The sequence below is a fragment of the Azoarcus sp. KH32C genome (assembly GCF_000349945.1).
In the GTDB taxonomy this organism is placed as follows: domain Bacteria; phylum Pseudomonadota; class Gammaproteobacteria; order Burkholderiales; family Rhodocyclaceae; genus Aromatoleum.
The window spans coordinates 2,018,667-2,035,367 of record NC_020516.1 but is presented as its reverse complement, the minus strand read 5'-3'; the positions used below and the strand labels follow the sequence as shown (position 1 = coordinate 2,035,367).

Genomic DNA, 16,701 nt, shown 5'->3' with positions numbered 1-16,701 from the left:
CCCGTATTAACTACTAGCTCCCTGTAATGACCGCCCTGCCCCAGTCAACGCTGACTGAGCAGGCCGATCATCTCCTTCCAGCGCTCGACCTCGCACGGCTTGCTGCCGTTGACCATGGCCCACAGCTCATGATCCTCGACCAGCAGCAAGTCATCGAGATCAGCGACTTGATCGTCCGTCAGACGATCGAAGTCCCTTTCCAGAAAGCGTGTGAAGACAAGGTCGAGCTCCAGAAGAGCCCGACGGCATTGCCAGCGCACGCGTCCCCGGTTGATGCTCATACCGCGCGGCTGACCATCATGTCCTTGATCTTCCCGATCGCACGCGTCGGGTTCAGACTCTTCGGACACACATCAACGCAGTTCATGATGCTGTGGCAGCGGAACAGACGGTACGGGTCCTCGAGGTTGTCGAGGCGCTCCGTGGTCGCCTGATCCCGCGTATCGGCGATGAAGCGGTACGCGGCCAGCAGACCGGCCGGGCCGACGAACTTGTCCGGGTTCCACCAGAACGACGGGCACGAGGTCGAGCAGCACGCGCAAAGAATGCACTCGTACAGGCCGTTGAGCTCCTCGCGCTCCTCCGGCGACTGCAGACGTTCGCGCTCCGGCGCCGGCGTTTCGTTGATCAGGTACGGCTTGATCGAGTGATACTGCTTGAAGAACTGCGTCATATCGACAATCAGGTCGCGAATGACCGGCAGGCCCGGCAGCGGACGCAGCAGGATCGGCTGCGCCAGCTTGTCGATGTCGGTCAGGCACGCCAGGCCGTTCTTGCCGTTGATGTTCATCGCGTCGGAGCCGCACACGCCTTCACGGCAGGAGCGACGGAAGGACAGCGAGTCGTCCTTGGTCTTCAGACGCACGAGCGCGTCGAGAAGCTTCTTGTCGGACTCCTCGAGTTCGATCGAGATGTCCTGCATGTAGGGCTTGTCGTCACGATCGGGATCGTAACGGTAGATCTTGAATTGAACGGTACGCTTGCTCATTTCGATATTTCTCCGGCGCTCAGTAAGTGCGCTTGGCGAGCGCGATGGGCTCGACATCGTCCGACAGGGGCTTCATGTTCACCGGCTTGTATTCAAGACGGTTGCCTTCGCTGTACCACAGCGTGTGCTTGAGCCAAACTTTGTCGTTACGACCATTGGGGAATTCCGGCGAATCCGGAGCGTCGTCGCGGACGTGGGCGCCGCGCGATTCCTTGCGGGCCTCGGCCGAGATCATCGTTGCCTTTGCAACTTCGATCAGGTTGTCGAGTTCCAGCGCTTCCATACGCGCGGTGTTCCATACCTTCGACTTGTCCTTGATCTCGGTGCGCTTGGCGCGCTCGGCAACTTCCTTGATCGCGGTGACGCCTTCCTTGAGCAGGTTGTCGAAGCGGAACACGCCGGCGTGCTTCTGCATCGTGCGGCGCATTGCGTTGCCAACCTCGGCAACACTTTCGCCGCCGGTCTGGTTTTCCAGACGGGCCATCCGGGCGAGCGACGCGTCGGCAGCACCTTCGGGCAGCGGACGCAGCACCAGATTGCCGCTCTTGAAGTCTTCGACCACCGTTTCGCCGGCCGACTTGCCGAACACCAGCAGGTCGAGCAGCGAGTTCGTGCCGAGACGGTTGGCGCCATGCACCGAGGCACATGCGCATTCGCCCGCGGCGTAGAACCCCTGCACCGGCGCATTCGCGTTGCCGTCCTTCGGCACCACGACCTGACCCTTGTAGTTGGTCGGAATGCCGCCCATCTGATAGTGGCAGGTCGGTACGACCGGGATCGGCGCCTTGATCGGATCCACGCCGGCGAACTGGATCGAGATTTCACGAATGCCGGGCAGGCGCTTCATGATGGTCTCGGGCGACAGATGCGTGATGTCGAGCAGCACGTGGTCCTTTTCAGGACCGCAGCCGCGACCTTCGTTAATCTCGGTCACCATCGAACGCGAGACGACATCGCGCGAGGCCAGATCCTTCAGGTTCGGTGCATAACGTTCCATGAAGCGCTCGCCCGCGGCGTTCCGCAGGATACCGCCTTCGCCGCGCACACCTTCGGTGATCAGCACACCTGCGCCGGCCACGCCGGTCGGGTGGAACTGCCAGAATTCCATATCTTCCAGCGGGATGCCGGCGCGAGCCGCCATACCGACGCCGTCACCGGTGTTGATGAACGCGTTGGTCGAGCTGTAGAAGATACGGCCAGCACCGCCAGTAGCGAAAATCGTTGCCTTAGAGTGGAAGATGCTGACTTCACCGGTTTCCATTTCGAGCGCGGTAACGCCGAGGACGTTGCCGTCCTGATCGCGGATCAGGTCGAGGGCCATCCATTCGACGAAGAACTGGGTGTTCGCGCGGACGTTGCGCTGATACAGCGCGTGCAGCATCGCATGACCGGTACGGTCCGCGGCCGCACAGGAGCGCGAAACCGGGGATTGGCCGTAATTCTGCGAGTGACCGCCGAACGGACGCTGGTAGATCTTGCCGTTGTCCGTGCGGTCGAACGGCATGCCGTAGTGTTCGAGCTCGACGACCACTTCATTGGCCTTGCGACACATGAATTCGATCGCATCCTGGTCACCCAGCCAGTCCGACCCCTTGACGGTGTCGTACATATGCCAGTGCCAGTTGTCTTCGGTCGAATTACCCAACGAAGCAGCCACGCCGCCCTGCGCCGCAACGGTGTGCGAGCGGGTCGGGAAAACCTTGGTCAGCACGGCGGTCTTGAGGCCGGCTTCTGACAGTTGCAGCGCCGCACGCAGACCGGCACCACCGGCACCAACGATAACGGCATCAAAAGTACGCTTAGCGACAGTCACGCTCACAGCCTCCACAGAATCTGGGCAGCCCAGCCGGCGTAGCCGACGAGCACGAAGATCGTTACGACATGCAGGGTCAGACGAACACCGACCGGCTTGATGTAGTCCATCCAGATGTCACGCACACCGATCCAGGCGTGATAGAACAGCGACAGAAAGAACAGGAAGGCGAAGAAGCGGACGATTCCGTTGCGGAACAGGCCCGACCATGCCTGGTAGTTCATTTCGGGCAAGCCGAGCGTGGCGGCCGCGAACAGGACGGTGAAGATCACCATGAAGACGGCCGTGATGCGCTGGGCAATCCAGTCGCGCAGACCGTAATGAGCACCGACGACGATACGCTTTACCACAGCTTCACCCCCACAATCACGGTCAGCGTAAGGCTCACGAAGAGGACGATACGCGCGCTGTTGCGGGCGGATTGAAGATCCAGACCCTTATGGAGATCCAGCAGCAGGAAGCGGATGCCGGCACAGAAGTGATGCAGGTAGGCCCACAACAGGCCCAACAGCAGCAGCTTGACGAGCGGATTACCGACAATGCTCTTGTATGTTGCAAAGGACTCAGGCGAGCCGAGACTGCGATCGAACAGGAACAGCAGGAAGGGCAGCATCAGGAACAGGCCTGCACCGCTTACCCGGTGAAGAATTGAGACGATGCCCGGCAACGGCAACCGGATCTCGTTCAGGGCCAGGAATTTTGGCCTCTGCTTGCGTACTACAGCTTCTGACATATTGTTTTTCCCCTCGATGAGCGACGGTTTCCCGACGCGGTTCTCCCAAACTGCAAAGAGCCAGAATTATATACGCTGAATGTCCCTATGCCTTCCGCTGAAGGGCTAGTTCAATTCATTCAAATAAAAGTGCTCGGCCGTGGAATACAAACCACGACGCCATTCAACCGGTCTGTCGCCATAGGTATATGTCACGCGCTCAACCGAAAGCAGCGGCGTACCTTCGGGAACGCGGAGGGTATCGCTGGTGGAACGATCGGCGCCGACCGCGCGGATGCGCTCCTGCGCACGAATCATCCTCAAACCGAAACGGGTTTCGAACAGGCTGTATAGCGAACCGTTCCAGCTCTGAAGAACTTCGAGAGTCAGACCCTGGAATATCTCGCCCGGCAGATAGATCTCGTCGACGACGACGGGCTTCTGCGCAAAACGCAACACCCGCCGAACGATGATGATCGGATCGCCGAGCGCAATTCCGAGCATCCGGGAGGCTTCCTGGCCGGCCTTGGCGCGCCAGCAATCCATCGGTACGCTCTGCGGATGGGCAAGATCGCCATCCATCGGAACGAGACGCAAAAAACGGAAGAGAGCACGGGGGTCGTTATGCGACGCAACGAACGTGCCCTTCCCCTGCTTGCGAACAAGGAGATTTTCAGCGGCCATTTCGTCGATGGCCTTGCGCACGGTTCCCTGCGAAACGCTGAACCGCGCGGCGAGCTCTTGCTCGCTCGGAATCACCTGCCCGGGACGCCATTCCCCCGACTCAAGTGCCTGAAGAATCAGGCTCTTGATTTGCCGGTAGAGCGGACTGAAAGTTGGAGATTCCTGTGCCATGGACGCATTTCAACACAAAATTTCGCGAGCGTCCATTACCTGTCTCATGTCTTATATAAGACACCGGACATTAATTGACATCGAAGGTACTTACTTCTACCATCCTTCAGTCCCGGCGGCGCCTGTTTAGCGGGGCCCCGAGTCGGTCGCCATGCGGGTTATCGCGGGCACAAAATGAATTTCCTACCGTCTTCAATTCGCTTTAGAGAGGGAGTACTCACATGAGCAAAGCCCCCGTGCGCGTCGCCGTTACCGGCGCCGCCGGCCAGATCGGCTACAGCCTGCTGTTCCGCATTGCCAGCGGCGAAATGCTGGGCAAAGACCAGCCCGTGATCCTGCAATTGCTCGATCTTCCCCAGGCCCAGAAGGCGGTCAAGGGCGTGATGATGGAGCTCGAAGACTGCGCGTTCCCGCTGCTCGCCGGCATGGTCGCCACCGACGACCCGAACGTCGCCTTCAAGGACGCCGACTACTGCCTGCTCGTGGGCGCGCGTCCCCGCGGCCCCGGCATGGAACGTGCCGATCTGCTGCTCGCCAACGGCGCGATCTTCACGGTTCAAGGAAAGGCGATCGCTGAAAACGCGAACGAGAACGTCAAGGTACTGGTTGTCGGCAACCCCTGCAACACGAACGCCTACATCGCCGGCGCCGCTGCGAAGAAGGTCGGCCGCACGAACCCGAACAACTATCACGGCATGCTGCGCCTGGACCACAACCGCGCGCTGTCGCAACTAGCTGCGAAGACCGGCCGCGCGGTTTCGAGCCTGAAGAAGATGGTCGTCTGGGGCAACCACTCGCCGTCGATGTACGCCGACTACCGCTTCTGCACGTCGAACGGCGACTCGGTCAAGGCGCTCGTCAATGACCACGCCTGGAACAACGACGTGTTCCTGCCGACCGTCGGCAAGCGCGGTGCCGCCATCATCGACGCTCGCGGCCTGTCGTCTGCCGCTTCCGCGGCCAATGCCGCCATCGACCACATGCGCGACTGGGCCCTTGGCTCGGACGACTGGGTCACCATGGGTGTTCCGTCCGATGGCTCCTACGGCATCCCCGCGGGCGTCGTCTTCGGCTTCCCGTGCGAGTGCAAGAACGGCAACTTCAAGATCATCCAGGGCCTCGAAGTCGACGCCTACTCGCAAGAGAAGATCAACAAGACGCTGGCCGAACTCGAAGACGAGCGTGCCGCGGTTGCGGACATGCTGAAGTAATCGCTCCGAAAGCTGGAGCAACACGAGCCGCGGCAATTTGCCGCGGTTTTTTTACGCCCGGCTCAGGATGCGGCTGGAGGCTGGAGGCCGATCCAGCATGCAGGAAAGCGCACGGCCGTGCGTCGTACCGCTATTACTGGGAATTGCTGCAACGCGCCGTGCTTACTCGGCGGCCTTGTCCTTTGCTGCGGCGGGAGCAGACGCCTTCTTGGCGGCCGACGGCGTCTTACGCGCAGGCGCCTTGCCCGATTTCACTGTCTTCGCCTTCGCTGCTGCCGCAACCTTCGCCTGGGGCGCCGCTTCGGCGACATCACCTGCCGGAGGCTGTGCACTGGCAGACTGTGCCGGGATCTTGCGAACAGTCGGCTTTGTTCGGGCTGCCGACTCGTCTTCGGGAACACCGCTCGCGCGGCTCACAGCGTTCGTCTTGCCGGATGGCGCATCGATAGTCGCCGCCCCGATGTGCGGTGCAGCAGCACGCAACATAGCGCGGACGAAATCCTTCTCATCCACAGCACCACGCGGGGTCCCTGACATATCCAGCCGAGGCAGCCACGGCAAGAAGAAGTCGATTACCGCAGGCTGCCCTTCACGCTCCTCCGCCAATGCCGGAAGCCAGGGGGCCGGCGTTGATGCCACCGCCGACAGCCAAAGCTTCCACTGATCGCTCCAGAATGCATTGAGGGTGTTCAGGATCGACCATGGCCGCATGCAGGCGTTCAGCCACTCTTGCGATGCTTCGGCAATCAGATTTGCCGACTGAACCGACGGTTTGGCATCCATTCTTCTCTCCTGCGCACGCAGAGACACTAATGACAGAAGTCTAACCCAACTCCGAAAAAAGCCGGAATACGAGTCTGCTCCGCGCACTCAGCGCTTGCGGAACTGTGTGCGGGGCGCCACATCCCCCGCCGGGCGCTCATCCTTGTGACGGAAGCTGATACGAGCCTTCGTGAGGTCATACGGCGACAGTTCGACACTCACCTTGTCCCCGGCCAGAATCCGGATCCGATGCTTGCGCATCTTTCCCGACGCATAGGCCTGGACTTCGACACCGTTTTCCAGCGTGACGCGAAACCGGGTATCCGGCAGGACCTCGTTCACGACACCTTCCATTTCAAGCAACTCTTCCTTGGCCATGTGGCCTCCTCTATAGCAATGCCGACGCTCCCGATCTTCGCTGCGACCCCGTCCCGCGCAGTCAATGGACGCACCTTCACTTGACGCGCCGGCTCGGGTAAACGAAGTGTTAGCCGGCATTGCAGGCTTCCGGCTCGGCAAGCAGGGCGGCAGCGTTCCCCTGAGCGGGAACGACCGCAAAGCACTGCGGCGTGACAGAATCGGGAGAGCATTCCGGACAGATAACGACGCCGCGGATCGCGTCGGCACGAGACTCATTATCACTATACAGGATTCCCGCGGCAGCCCCAATCTAGCGGAGCCTCCGACTGAATCCAAATCAGCATCCTGGTCGGCCATGCCGCCGCTAATTTCATATAATGCGGTACATGATCGCTGCACATTCGGAACCGCATGACTGCACGGTGCTCTTCGCGGATATCGCGGGCAGCACCCCGCTATACGCCCGGATTGGCGACGCCGCGGCATTCCTGCTTATCGAAAGCTGCCTCAAGACAGTGAGGCGGGAAATCGAGGGTCAGGGAGGCCGTGTCATCAAGAACACCGGCGACGGCATGCTGGCCGTTTTTGCCGACCCGAATGTCGCGTCCGAGGCGGTCATTCGCATTCACAACGCCGTTACCGAGTTGCCGGATGCAGCGAGTCACAAGCTTGCGGTCAGACTCGCATTCCACTCAGGACCGGTGATTCAAAACGCCGACGACGTGTTCGGCGAAACGGTGAATGTCGCAGCACGCCTGCTCGAACTGGCATCGCCGGGACGGGCGATCACCTCCGCCGAAGCCATCCGTCAGTTGCGTCCAGAATGGCGCGCCCTCGCCCACCCGATGCAGAGCCGGACGCTCAGAGGCGTTTCACGCCTCACGGAGTTGTTCGAACTGCAGTGCGAATCGACCGGAGACCTGACGGTCGTCCAGTCGATCAATCTGGATGCCGTCGACGCGGTGGAACTCCGACTCGACCTCGGCGAACGATCGATCATCCTCAACGCACAGAAGCCCAGCGTCCGACTCGGTCGTGACCCCCTCGCGGACCTGCGAATCACCGACACACGAGCATCACGCAATCACGCATCCATCGAGTTGCGCGGCGACAAGTTTGTCCTGGTCGATCGCAGCAGCAACGGGACCTTTGTTGCCATCGAAGGCGAAAAGGAGTTCGTGCTTTCGCACGAAGAAATCGTGTTGCGCAAACGAGGCTCCCTGGCGCTCGGAAGGTCGTGCGGCGAGACGACGCAGCTCGTCCACTACGTCTGCCTGTAAGCGGCAACGGTTCCGGGCGGCGTTCAGTTGCCGCGGCAGCGGACCGCGCATCCGGCGCAATCCCGCCGATCGATCCGTTTGCCGAGCGCCTGCTGTAGCGCGCAGACGGAACGACGGCAGCACACGAAGGCGATCCCCTCACGGCTCGCAGCGTCGCGAAAGCGCTGCATGACATTATGGCCGATGAAATCGGTGAACAGGATCACCATTTCGATACCCATTGGAAGAGGCGCGCTGCGTCGCTGATGCGCAGTCTCGCGCCCGCTGACATGGGCGGCAATACTGATTCCAAATTCAGAAAGAACGTCCGGGATGTTGCCCAGCCGGTCGGCACCGACGAGTAATGCGTTCATGTGAGTCCCTTCCGTAGTTATTGCGAATCATTCTCACACATCTTGCCAACAATAAGAACTGTTTGCAACTAGGAATTATTCTCGTTAGTATTCCGCCATCAACCACCCCGCATCAGGAACGAACATGATGAAGACCATCCTCGCAACCTCCATTGCAACCGGACTGGGTGTGTGGGCCGTGCAGGCCAGCGCAGCCGACGCCGAGCTCAACCTCTACTCCGCCCGCCATTACCAGACCGACGAAGCCCTGTATTCGAATTTCACGAAACAGACGGGGATCAAGATCAACCGTATCGAAGCGAAAGAGGACGAGCTTCTGGAACGCGTGCGGAATGAAGGTGCAAATAGTCCGGCAGACGTCTTCATCACGGTGGATGCCGCGCGGCTTGCGAAAGCCGACGAGCTCGGAATCTTCGCTCCGGTCAAGTCGAAGATCCTGGAAGACCGAATCCCGGCGCACCTGCGCACCGAGCGCTGGTTCTCGTACTCGACGCGGGCGCGCGTAATCGTATACAACAAGGACATGGTCAAGCCGGAACAGGTCCAGACCTACGAAAGCCTTGCGGATCCCGCGCTGAAGGGCAAGGTGTGCACGCGGTCGGGCAGCCATCCCTACAATCTTTCGCTGGGCGCGGCGCTGGTCCGTCACGACGGCGTCGAAGCGACGGAAAACTGGGCGCGTAACGTCGTGGCGAACTTTGCCCGCGCGCCGAAGGGCGGCGACACGGACCAGATCAAGGCCGTGGCGGCGGGCGAATGCGGCGTTGCGATCGCGAACACCTACTACTTGGCCCGGATCATGAATTCGAGCAAGCCTGAGGACAAGGAAATCGTCGAAAGGATCGGTACCGTCTGGCCCAATCAGAAGACCTGGGGCACGCACATCAACGTATCGGGCGCTGGAATGCTGAAGACCGCTCCGAACAAGGGCGCCGCCGTCAAATTCCTCGAGTACCTAGCGTCGGACGAGGCTCAGGCTTACTTTGCAAACGGCAACAACGAGTGGCCGGTCGTGGCGAGCGTGAAGGTGAACAATCCGGCTCTCGATAAGCTGGGGGCCTTCAAGGCGGATGCCCTGCCGGTCGGCGAACTGGCGAAGACGGCAGCCGAAGCGCAACGCATCTACGATCGCGCGGGATTCCGGTAAGCAATTTTCGGCGTCATCCAATCGAAAGCCCCTCCAGCGCGGAACGCCGGAGGGGCTTTTCACTTCGCTGCGGCGCGAACGAGGCGCGCCCGAGAAACGGCTTACTGACCTTCCGCGGCGGGAGCCGAGCTCGGTCCGGCCTCGGTCTTCGGCTTGGAAGAACGCTTGCGGAACTTGCGGGCGGGCTTCTTGGCCTGCCCCTCTTCCGCAGGCTTGGCGGCAACGATCGGCGCAGGCGGTTTCGGCTGCTGCTGCGGCTTGGGCTGCTTTTGCCCGCCAGCCTTCTGTTGCGGCTGCCCGCCGCGCTGCTGATTGCGGCTTCGGTTTTGCTGTCCCAGGCCCGTCGACGGCGTCGGACGCCGCAAATTAGGGTCCGGCGCCCCTTCGCGGTTGCCGGGAGCGAGGCTGATTTCGAGTTCGTTCAGTTCGTCCCACTCTTCGTCGGTACGCTGGCCATCCGGAATGGCGAGCAGTTCCTGCAGGCGACGACGGGGAGAGGTCGGTTGCGGTGCGTTCATGGGGGGATTATCCCATCATTGGACCGTGGCGGTCCCCTATCTAAGGCAATTTTCGGCAATTTTTCTCTGCGATGCGCGCCTTTCGCGGCCATTCGCAGGTCTTGATCATTCGCGCAGGCGTCGCATCACGCGTTCGACGATCGAGCCCTGGGCCGCGATCTCTGTCGCGCCGGCCGCCTTTGCCGCCTCGAAGGCTTCGGCATCGAAATGCGGCCCGAAGGCGATGATGCCGGCCTGAGCGTGCTTCTGCCTCAATTGCGCAATATGCTCGCAGGCGTTCCGTGCCTGCAGGTCGACAACGACCAGATCCGGCACCTCGGTCGAATTCTTCTTCAGGACGGTTGCGCCCGCGGTCTTCCAGGCTGATTCAAGCCTGACGCGATTGATGAGATCGTCACACCACAGCAGGATTTTCATCGTACTCCAAACTTTGCGATCGGTTGAGCGGGTGGGCACGAATGGCGCGGCTCAGATTTCGGTTTCTTCATACGTCCGTCGCCTGCCACGTGCAATCTGGCGCGAAATGATGAACATCGGCAACAGCCCTACCACGACGATAGTCAAAGCCGCGGTGGAAGCCTCCGCCAAACGCTCATCCGCCGCCAGCGTGTGCGCCTGCGTAGCCAGCGTGTCGAGGTTGAAGGGACGCATCACGAGTGTCGCGGGCAGCTCCTTCATTACGTCGACGAACACGAGCAATCCGGCGGTCAGCAGGCTACCACGCAGGATCGGGACGTGCACATGGCGCAGCGTACTCCATTTTCCGTAGCCGAGGCAGCGCGCGGCGTCATCCATCGAAACGGTGATCTTCCCGAGGCTGGACTCCACGGTGTGGAGCGCAACCGAAAGGAAACGCGCCAGGTAGGCGTAGACGAGTGCCGCGACTCCACCGGTCAGGATCAAGCCCGGATTCACGCCGAAGCTCGCCTCCCACCAGGCCGCCAGCACGTTGTCCAGCCGCGTGACGGGAATCAGTACGCCGACGGCGATGACGGAGCCGGGGACGGCGTATCCGAGCCCTACGACGCGATTCAGAAGACGGGGAAAGCGCGAGCGGGCGAGCCGCGCGGCGTAGCCGAGCACCACCGCAAACGCGACGGCCGCCAGCGCGGTAAGGGAAGCGAGGAAGAAACTGTTGCGCGCGAGTCCGACGAAACGCGCTCCGAACTGGGCATCGCCCTCGACCAGGGCCATCTTGAGCAGCAGTCCGGCGGGCAGCAAGAATCCGAGTAGCAAGGGCATCGCGCAGGCACCGGCCGCGAGCAGACCCGGCAGGAAGGCCAGCCGCACAGGCGTCGGCAGCGCCTGCTGGCGCGACGTGTTGCCGTAACGGGCGCGACCGCGGGTGGCATGTTCGACGACGAGGACGAGAACGACGATGGCGAGCAGCATCGCCGAGAGCTGCGCCGCCGCAACGCGGTCCCCGAGGGAGAACCACGCGCGGTAGATGCCGGTCGTGAAAGTCTGGACTCCGAAGTACGACACCGTGCCGAAATCGGCCAGCGTCTCCATCAGCGCCAGCGCAGACCCGGCGACGACTGCGGGACGGGCCAGGGGCAAGGAGACGCGAAAGAAACATCCCCAGGCGCCGAGGCCGAGCGAACGGCCGGCTTCCAGCATTCCCGCGGCCCGCTCGAGGAAGGCCGTGCGCGCAAGGAGATAGACGTAGGGGTAAAGCACGAACATGAACATCGCGACGGCACCGCCGGTCGTGCGGACGTCAGGAAACCAGTACTGACCCGCCTTCCATCCGAAGCTTGCCCGTAACCAGCTCTGCAGTGGCCCGACGAATTGCAGGAAGTCGGTATAGACGTAGGCCATCACGTAGGCCGGCACCGCCAGCGGGAGCACGAGCGCCCACTCGAAGAAGCGCCGCCCCGGAAATTCGAGCATCGTCGTCAGCCAGGCCGTCGTAATGCCGATGCTTGAAACCCCGAGGCCCACGCCGACGCACAGGATCAGCGAATTGCGCACGAACTCGGGCAGGACCGTGCTTGCGAGGTGTGCCCAGGTGCCGCCCGTGCCGCCGACAAATACGTTCGAGAACACCGACAGCACAGGCATCGCGATCAGAAGGGCAATCAGCAGAGCACAGCCGGTCAGCGTGGACCTGTCCTTCAGCAGCGTGTTCAGCCCTTCTCCGAAATGCATATCACTCCCGATCCATGACGTCGCGCGAGTCATCCCGCCGCAAACCAGCGGAAAATTATAATGGATCGCATTTCGATTACCGCGATGCAATAATGACCAGCATCCCGACATCCTGATACGTGTCCCGTCATGTCGCATCTAGAGCTTGCAGGAATCGACCTCGCCTACGGCACTCAACGCGTTGTCCGCAACCTGTCGATGCGGCTGGAGAAGGGGAGTATCGGCTGCCTGCTCGGCCCGTCCGGATGCGGCAAGACGACCGTGTTGCGCAGCATCGCAGGATTCGAGCAGGTAAGCGGCGGCGAGATCCGCCTCGACGGCGCCGTGGTGAGCCGGCAGGGGCAGCACGTTCCACCTGAAAGGCGTCGGATCGGCATGGTGTTCCAGGACTACGCGCTTTTCCCGCATCTGACCGTCGCCCGGAACGTGGGCTTTGGATTGCGTGCAATGGAGCGCGAGCAGCGCAACGGACGGGTGGCCGAGTTGCTGCGCGTGGTGGGGCTGCACGACCAAGGCAACAAGTATCCGCATGAACTATCGGGTGGCCAACAGCAGCGCGTTGCGCTCGCCCGCGCGCTGGCGCCCCGCCCCAGCCTGCTGCTGCTCGACGAACCATTCTCGAACCTCGACGTGGAATTGCGCGAACGCTTGTCGTACGAGGTCCGCGACATCATCAAGGCGACGCAGACGACCGCGATCCTCGTCACCCACGATCAGAATGAAGCCTTCGCCGTCGCCGACGAGATCGGGATCATGCACGAGGGACGCATCCAGCAGTGGGACACGCCCTACAACCTGTACCATCGACCGGTCAACCGCTTCGTGGCGGATTTCATCGGACAGGGCGTCTTCCTGCCCGGCCGGGTGATCAGTCATCATCAGGTCCGTGTCGAACTCGGCACGCTGAACAGCACGATTCCAGTGGAGTGCTGCCCCGGGGACGATCGATGCCCCGGCGAAGAATGCCTGGTAGACGTGCTGCTGCGTCCGGACGACGTCGTGCATGACGATTCCAGCGAGATGAAGGCCGAAGTCGTCCACAAGGCCTTCCGCGGCGCAGAGATCCTGTACACGCTGCGTCTCGAAAGCGGGGCCCGCGCGCTGTCGCTCGTGCCGAGCCACCACAATCACGCGATCGGCGAGCGCATCGGGATTCGCCTGGCTGTCGATCATGTGGTGACGTTTCCTGGCGAACATCCGCCTGCCGCGCGCATGCAACCCCAACGCCGAGAGGCGTCCATTACGCAATGATCCCCTGGCTGTCCGAAACGCCCGAGTTCCCGGCGGTCTCGCAAGCCCTTGCCGAGCCGAACGGCCTGCTTGCGGCAGGCGGTGCCTTGACGCCGGACTGGTTGCTCGCGGCCTACCGCAGAGGAATCTTTCCCTGGTTCTGCCCCGGGGAGCCGATCCTGTGGTGGAGTCCGGATCCCCGCCTCGTGCTGCTTCCGTCCCAAATGCACATCTCGCGCAGCTTGCGCCGCACGCTTCGCCAGGGACGCTTCGAGGTCCGCTTCGACACGGCTTTCGCCCAGGTCATCGGGGCCTGCGCCGAACCGCGGGAGCCCGGGGGCGGGACCTGGATCACGTCGGAGATGCAACGGGCCTATGTGACGATGCACGAACTCGGTTACGCTCACAGTGTCGAATCGTGGGACGGTGACCAGCTGGTCGGCGGCTTGTACGGAGTCGCCCTGGGGGGAGTCTTCTACGGCGAATCCATGTTCAGCCGGCGAAGCGACGCCTCGAAAGTCGCGCTGGCGCACCTTGCCCGATACCTGGATCTGCTGGGGTTTGCCGTGATCGACTGCCAGATGACGACTTCGCACCTGCTCTCGCTCGGCGCGCGGGAAATCGCGCGCAGCGAATTCGTGTCCGGACTCGCCGTCTGGGCGCGCAAGGGCATGGCACCGAGTCGCTGGCCCGCAAGCGACGGGCGGATCGTCTTCTGAACCGACTTCGATGCAGAAGGACTACCCCTACGCTCTCATCCAGTTCTACGCGACGGCACCGTACGCGTGTTCGTATCTGCCCGAGCGGTTCGCCCGGTCCCAGGTTGCAACACCTGGGCATCTGATCGACTCCCACGTCTATAGCGAACTGGTCCGGAACGGCTTCCGCCGCAGCGGCATGTTCACCTACCGCCCGTACTGCGACGAATGCCGGGCCTGCGTGCCGGTGCGCGTACCGGTCGACGAATTCACGCCGGACCGCAGCCAGCGCCGCACTTGGAAGCGTCTGGCGGAACTGCAGGCTGCGGAACGCGAGCTACAGTTCTCGGAGGAGCATTACGCCCTCTACCAGCGTTACCAGGGCACCCGCCACGCGGGCGGCGGCATGGACCAGGACAACCGCGAGCAATACACGCATTTCCTGCTGCAGAGCCAGGTAGACACGCGCCTCGTCGAATTCCGCGACAGCAACGGCGTGTTGCGGATGGTGAGCGTGATCGATCGACTGACCGACGGGCTGTCGAGCGTCTATACCTTCTACGATCCAGACGATAGCCTCGCCGGTTACGGGACTTACGGCGTCCTCTGGCAGATCGAGGTGTGCCGCCGGCTGGGGCTCCCCTATCTGTACCTCGGATACTGGATCAAGGAGAGCCGCAAGATGGCCTACAAGATCCGCTTCCGTCCGCTGGAAGGACGCATCCGGGGAGAATGGATCCGGCTCGATCCCGAGCGCGATTCGACGGCGGGCTGATCTCCAGCGGGTGGCACAAGGCCCCCTATCGTGAAATCCGCAGGGCAAACGCGGGCCCAAATCGGTAAAATCGCGCGATGCTCTACGACATCGCCCGCCCCATCCTGTTTTCGCTCGATGCGGAAACCGCACACGAATTCTCCCTCGCCGCCCTGAACCTCGCCGGCCGCTTGTTGCCTGCGGCAACGCCGCTCGCCGCCGAGCCGGTTCAGGCGATGGGACTGACCTTCCCCAACCGCATCGGCCTCGCGGCCGGACTGGACAAGAACGGCGAGGCCATCGACGGCCTGGCTCGCTTCGGGTTTGGCTTCCTCGAGATCGGCACGGTCACGCCGCGCCCGCAGCCCGGAAATCCGCGGCCGCGCCTTTTCCGGCTGCCCGAAGTCCGCGGCATCATCAACCGGATGGGCTTCAACAACCACGGCGTCGACGCACTGGTCGCGAATGTCCGGCAAGCAAAGTTCCGCGGCATCCTGGGCATCAACATCGGCAAGAATTTCGACACGCCGATCGAACGTGCGGCCGACGACTACCTCGCCTGCCTCGACAAGGTTTATCCGCTGGCAAGCTACGTCACGGTCAATATCTCGTCGCCCAACACGAAGAATCTGCGCCAACTGCAGGGCGAATCCGAGCTCGACGACCTGCTCGGTCAGTTGAAGGCTCGCCAGCAGGTGCTCGCGGATCGTCACGGACGCTACGTGCCGCTGACGCTCAAGATCGCGCCGGATCTCGAACCGGCGCAGATCACCAACATCGCCGATGCCTTGCGGCGGCACCGCATCGATGGCGTGATCGCGACCAACACGACGATCTCGCGCGATAAGGTGCAAGGCGTACGCTACGCGGAACAGCAGGGCGGCCTTTCCGGCGCGCCGGTGTTCGAAGCGTCGACAGCCGTCGTCGTCAAGCTCGCCCAGGCGCTGGCAGGCGAATTGCCGATCATCGCTGCGGGCGGCGTGCTTGACGGGCGTGCGGCGCAGGCCAAGATCGATGCGGGCGCGGCACTCGTGCAGGTCTATAGCGGATTGATCTACCGGGGTGCGGCGCTGGTTGCCGAATGCGTACGCGCGACCGCTGATCTGCCGGCAGCGAAACCCGCCTAAATACCGCCGCGGGCCACCCGCAGCGGACCCGCGCGCATGACCGAGGCTTGAGCTCACGGCGGCGCGCGGGCGATAATCGCCGGATTCCTCCGGCACCGGATCATGAGCAGCTATCTTCTTCTCGTCGTCGGCGCGGTACTCGTCAATAACGTCGTCCTGGTCCGCATCCTCGGGCTGTGCCCCTTCATGGGCGTGTCCAAGAAGCTGGATACCGCGATCGGGATGGGAGCCGCGACGACTTTCGTACTGACGCTGGCCTGCGGCACCAGCTACCTGATCGACACCTATCTGCTGCAGGCATTCGACCTCGCCTATCTGCGCACGCTGGCCTTCATCGTGGTGATCGCCGCGATCGTCCAGCTCACGGAACTGGTGATCCAGAAGACCAGCCCGGTGCTGCATCAGGTGCTGGGCATCTACCTGCCGCTGATCACGACGAACTGCGCGGTGCTGGGAATCCCGCTGCTCAACGTGGGGTTGAAGCACAATCTGCTGCAGTCTCTTCTGTTCGGCTTCGGATCATCAGTCGGATTTACAATGGCATTGGTGCTCTTCGCGGGTATCCGCGAACGGCTCGACGGCGCCGACGTGCCGGGACCGTTCCGCGGCACTGCGATCGCCATGATCACTGCCGGCTTCATGAGTCTTGCATTCATGGGTTTCGCCGGCATGGATCGTTTCCAGTGATGCGGGACTGCGGCGAAGACCTGCCGATGCGGGCTTCCCGTCGGTACCCTCGTCC

The 16,701-nt window shown here is 62.3% G+C and carries 20 protein-coding genes; 8 read left to right on the top strand and 12 right to left on the bottom strand.

The window, feature by feature from the left end:
- Positions 1 to 44: 44 nt before the first annotated feature.
- The 6 genes from AZKH_RS08980 to AZKH_RS08955 form a co-directional block, all read right to left on the bottom strand.
- Complete coding sequence (locus tag AZKH_RS08980; RefSeq protein ID WP_015435440.1) at positions 45 to 281, bottom strand: succinate dehydrogenase assembly factor 2; 237 nt, start codon at positions 279 to 281, stop codon at positions 45 to 47.
- Entirely contained in the window at positions 278 to 988 is a 711-nt protein-coding gene (locus tag AZKH_RS08975) for a succinate dehydrogenase iron-sulfur subunit (RefSeq protein ID WP_015435439.1), read from the bottom strand. The genes AZKH_RS08980 and AZKH_RS08975 overlap by 4 nt, the downstream gene beginning before the upstream one ends.
- Positions 989 to 1,007: 19 nt before the next feature.
- Positions 1,008 to 2,801: a succinate dehydrogenase flavoprotein subunit gene (gene sdhA, locus AZKH_RS08970; RefSeq protein ID WP_015435438.1), complete on the bottom strand. Its 1,794-nt coding sequence runs from the start codon at positions 2,799 to 2,801 to the stop codon at positions 1,008 to 1,010.
- A 2-nt stretch (positions 2,802 to 2,803) separates the two neighbouring features.
- A complete protein-coding gene (sdhD, locus tag AZKH_RS08965) occupies positions 2,804 to 3,151 on the bottom strand; it encodes a succinate dehydrogenase, hydrophobic membrane anchor protein (protein WP_015435437.1) in 348 nt (115 codons plus the stop codon).
- On the bottom strand, positions 3,145 to 3,534 hold the full coding sequence (gene sdhC / locus AZKH_RS08960; RefSeq protein WP_015435436.1) for a succinate dehydrogenase, cytochrome b556 subunit: 390 nt from the start codon (positions 3,532 to 3,534) through the stop codon (positions 3,145 to 3,147). The genes sdhD and sdhC overlap by 7 nt, the downstream gene beginning before the upstream one ends.
- Positions 3,535 to 3,639: 105 nt before the next feature.
- Positions 3,640 to 4,368: a GntR family transcriptional regulator gene (locus tag AZKH_RS08955; RefSeq protein WP_015435435.1), complete on the bottom strand. Its 729-nt coding sequence runs from the start codon at positions 4,366 to 4,368 to the stop codon at positions 3,640 to 3,642.
- A 221-nt stretch (positions 4,369 to 4,589) separates the two neighbouring features.
- On the opposite strand from AZKH_RS08955, the gene AZKH_RS08950 reads away from it, so the two are divergent.
- Entirely contained in the window at positions 4,590 to 5,579 is a 990-nt protein-coding gene (locus tag AZKH_RS08950; protein ID WP_015435434.1) for a malate dehydrogenase, read from the top strand.
- A gap of 162 nt (positions 5,580 to 5,741) precedes the next feature.
- Here AZKH_RS08950 and AZKH_RS08945 read toward each other — a convergent pair whose 3' ends face one another.
- Together AZKH_RS08945 and infA are read right to left on the bottom strand one after the other, a co-directional pair.
- Entirely contained in the window at positions 5,742 to 6,362 is a 621-nt protein-coding gene (locus AZKH_RS08945; RefSeq protein WP_015435433.1) for a hypothetical protein, read from the bottom strand.
- 87 nt (positions 6,363 to 6,449) lie between these two features.
- Positions 6,450 to 6,719 carry a translation initiation factor IF-1 gene (gene infA / locus AZKH_RS08940; RefSeq protein ID WP_015435432.1) on the bottom strand — a complete coding sequence of 90 codons (270 nt, stop codon included), beginning with the start codon at positions 6,717 to 6,719 and terminating at the stop codon, positions 6,450 to 6,452.
- 368 nt (positions 6,720 to 7,087) lie between these two features.
- Here infA and AZKH_RS08935 point away from each other — a divergent pair, with 368 nt between their 5' ends.
- A complete protein-coding gene (locus AZKH_RS08935; RefSeq protein ID WP_015435431.1) occupies positions 7,088 to 7,981 on the top strand; it encodes an adenylate/guanylate cyclase domain-containing protein in 894 nt (297 codons plus the stop codon).
- Between the two features lie 23 nt (positions 7,982 to 8,004).
- Here AZKH_RS08935 and AZKH_RS08930 read toward each other — a convergent pair whose 3' ends face one another.
- Positions 8,005 to 8,334 (bottom strand): DUF2325 domain-containing protein, encoded by a 330-nt coding sequence (locus AZKH_RS08930; RefSeq protein WP_015435430.1) that lies wholly within the window; start codon positions 8,332 to 8,334, stop codon positions 8,005 to 8,007.
- Positions 8,335 to 8,458: 124 nt separating this feature from the next.
- Between AZKH_RS08930 and AZKH_RS08925 the strand changes: the two genes are divergently transcribed.
- A complete protein-coding gene (locus tag AZKH_RS08925; RefSeq protein ID WP_015435429.1) occupies positions 8,459 to 9,481 on the top strand; it encodes a Fe(3+) ABC transporter substrate-binding protein in 1,023 nt (340 codons plus the stop codon).
- 101 nt (positions 9,482 to 9,582) lie between these two features.
- On the opposite strand, the gene AZKH_RS27510 is transcribed toward AZKH_RS08925, so the two are convergent.
- The 3 genes from AZKH_RS27510 to AZKH_RS08910 all read right to left on the bottom strand — a co-directional run bounded on the left by AZKH_RS27510 (position 9,583) and on the right by AZKH_RS08910 (position 12,150).
- Positions 9,583 to 9,999 (bottom strand): hypothetical protein, encoded by a 417-nt coding sequence (locus tag AZKH_RS27510; RefSeq protein WP_015435428.1) that lies wholly within the window; start codon positions 9,997 to 9,999, stop codon positions 9,583 to 9,585.
- Positions 10,000 to 10,104: 105 nt separating this feature from the next.
- Positions 10,105 to 10,416 (bottom strand): hypothetical protein, encoded by a 312-nt coding sequence (locus AZKH_RS08915; RefSeq protein ID WP_015435427.1) that lies wholly within the window; start codon positions 10,414 to 10,416, stop codon positions 10,105 to 10,107.
- A gap of 51 nt (positions 10,417 to 10,467) precedes the next feature.
- Complete coding sequence (locus tag AZKH_RS08910; protein ID WP_015435426.1) at positions 10,468 to 12,150, bottom strand: iron ABC transporter permease; 1,683 nt, start codon at positions 12,148 to 12,150, stop codon at positions 10,468 to 10,470.
- 129 nt (positions 12,151 to 12,279) lie between these two features.
- Between AZKH_RS08910 and AZKH_RS08905 the strand changes: the two genes are divergently transcribed.
- From AZKH_RS08905 to rsxA, 5 genes are all read left to right on the top strand, one after another.
- Positions 12,280 to 13,401 (top strand): ABC transporter ATP-binding protein, encoded by a 1,122-nt coding sequence (locus AZKH_RS08905; protein ID WP_015435425.1) that lies wholly within the window; start codon positions 12,280 to 12,282, stop codon positions 13,399 to 13,401.
- Positions 13,398 to 14,099 carry a leucyl/phenylalanyl-tRNA--protein transferase gene (gene aat, locus AZKH_RS08900; RefSeq protein ID WP_015435424.1) on the top strand — a complete coding sequence of 234 codons (702 nt, stop codon included), beginning with the start codon at positions 13,398 to 13,400 and terminating at the stop codon, positions 14,097 to 14,099. Before AZKH_RS08905 ends, aat begins: the two co-directional genes overlap by 4 nt.
- Before the next feature lie 10 nt (positions 14,100 to 14,109).
- On the top strand, positions 14,110 to 14,853 hold the full coding sequence (locus AZKH_RS08895; RefSeq protein WP_015435423.1) for an arginyltransferase: 744 nt from the start codon (positions 14,110 to 14,112) through the stop codon (positions 14,851 to 14,853).
- Between the two features lie 77 nt (positions 14,854 to 14,930).
- Complete coding sequence (locus AZKH_RS08890) at positions 14,931 to 15,959, top strand: quinone-dependent dihydroorotate dehydrogenase (RefSeq protein ID WP_015435422.1); 1,029 nt, start codon at positions 14,931 to 14,933, stop codon at positions 15,957 to 15,959.
- 102 nt (positions 15,960 to 16,061) lie between these two features.
- On the top strand, positions 16,062 to 16,646 hold the full coding sequence (rsxA, locus tag AZKH_RS08885; RefSeq protein WP_015435421.1) for an electron transport complex subunit RsxA: 585 nt from the start codon (positions 16,062 to 16,064) through the stop codon (positions 16,644 to 16,646).
- Positions 16,647 to 16,701: the final 55 nt, after the last annotated feature.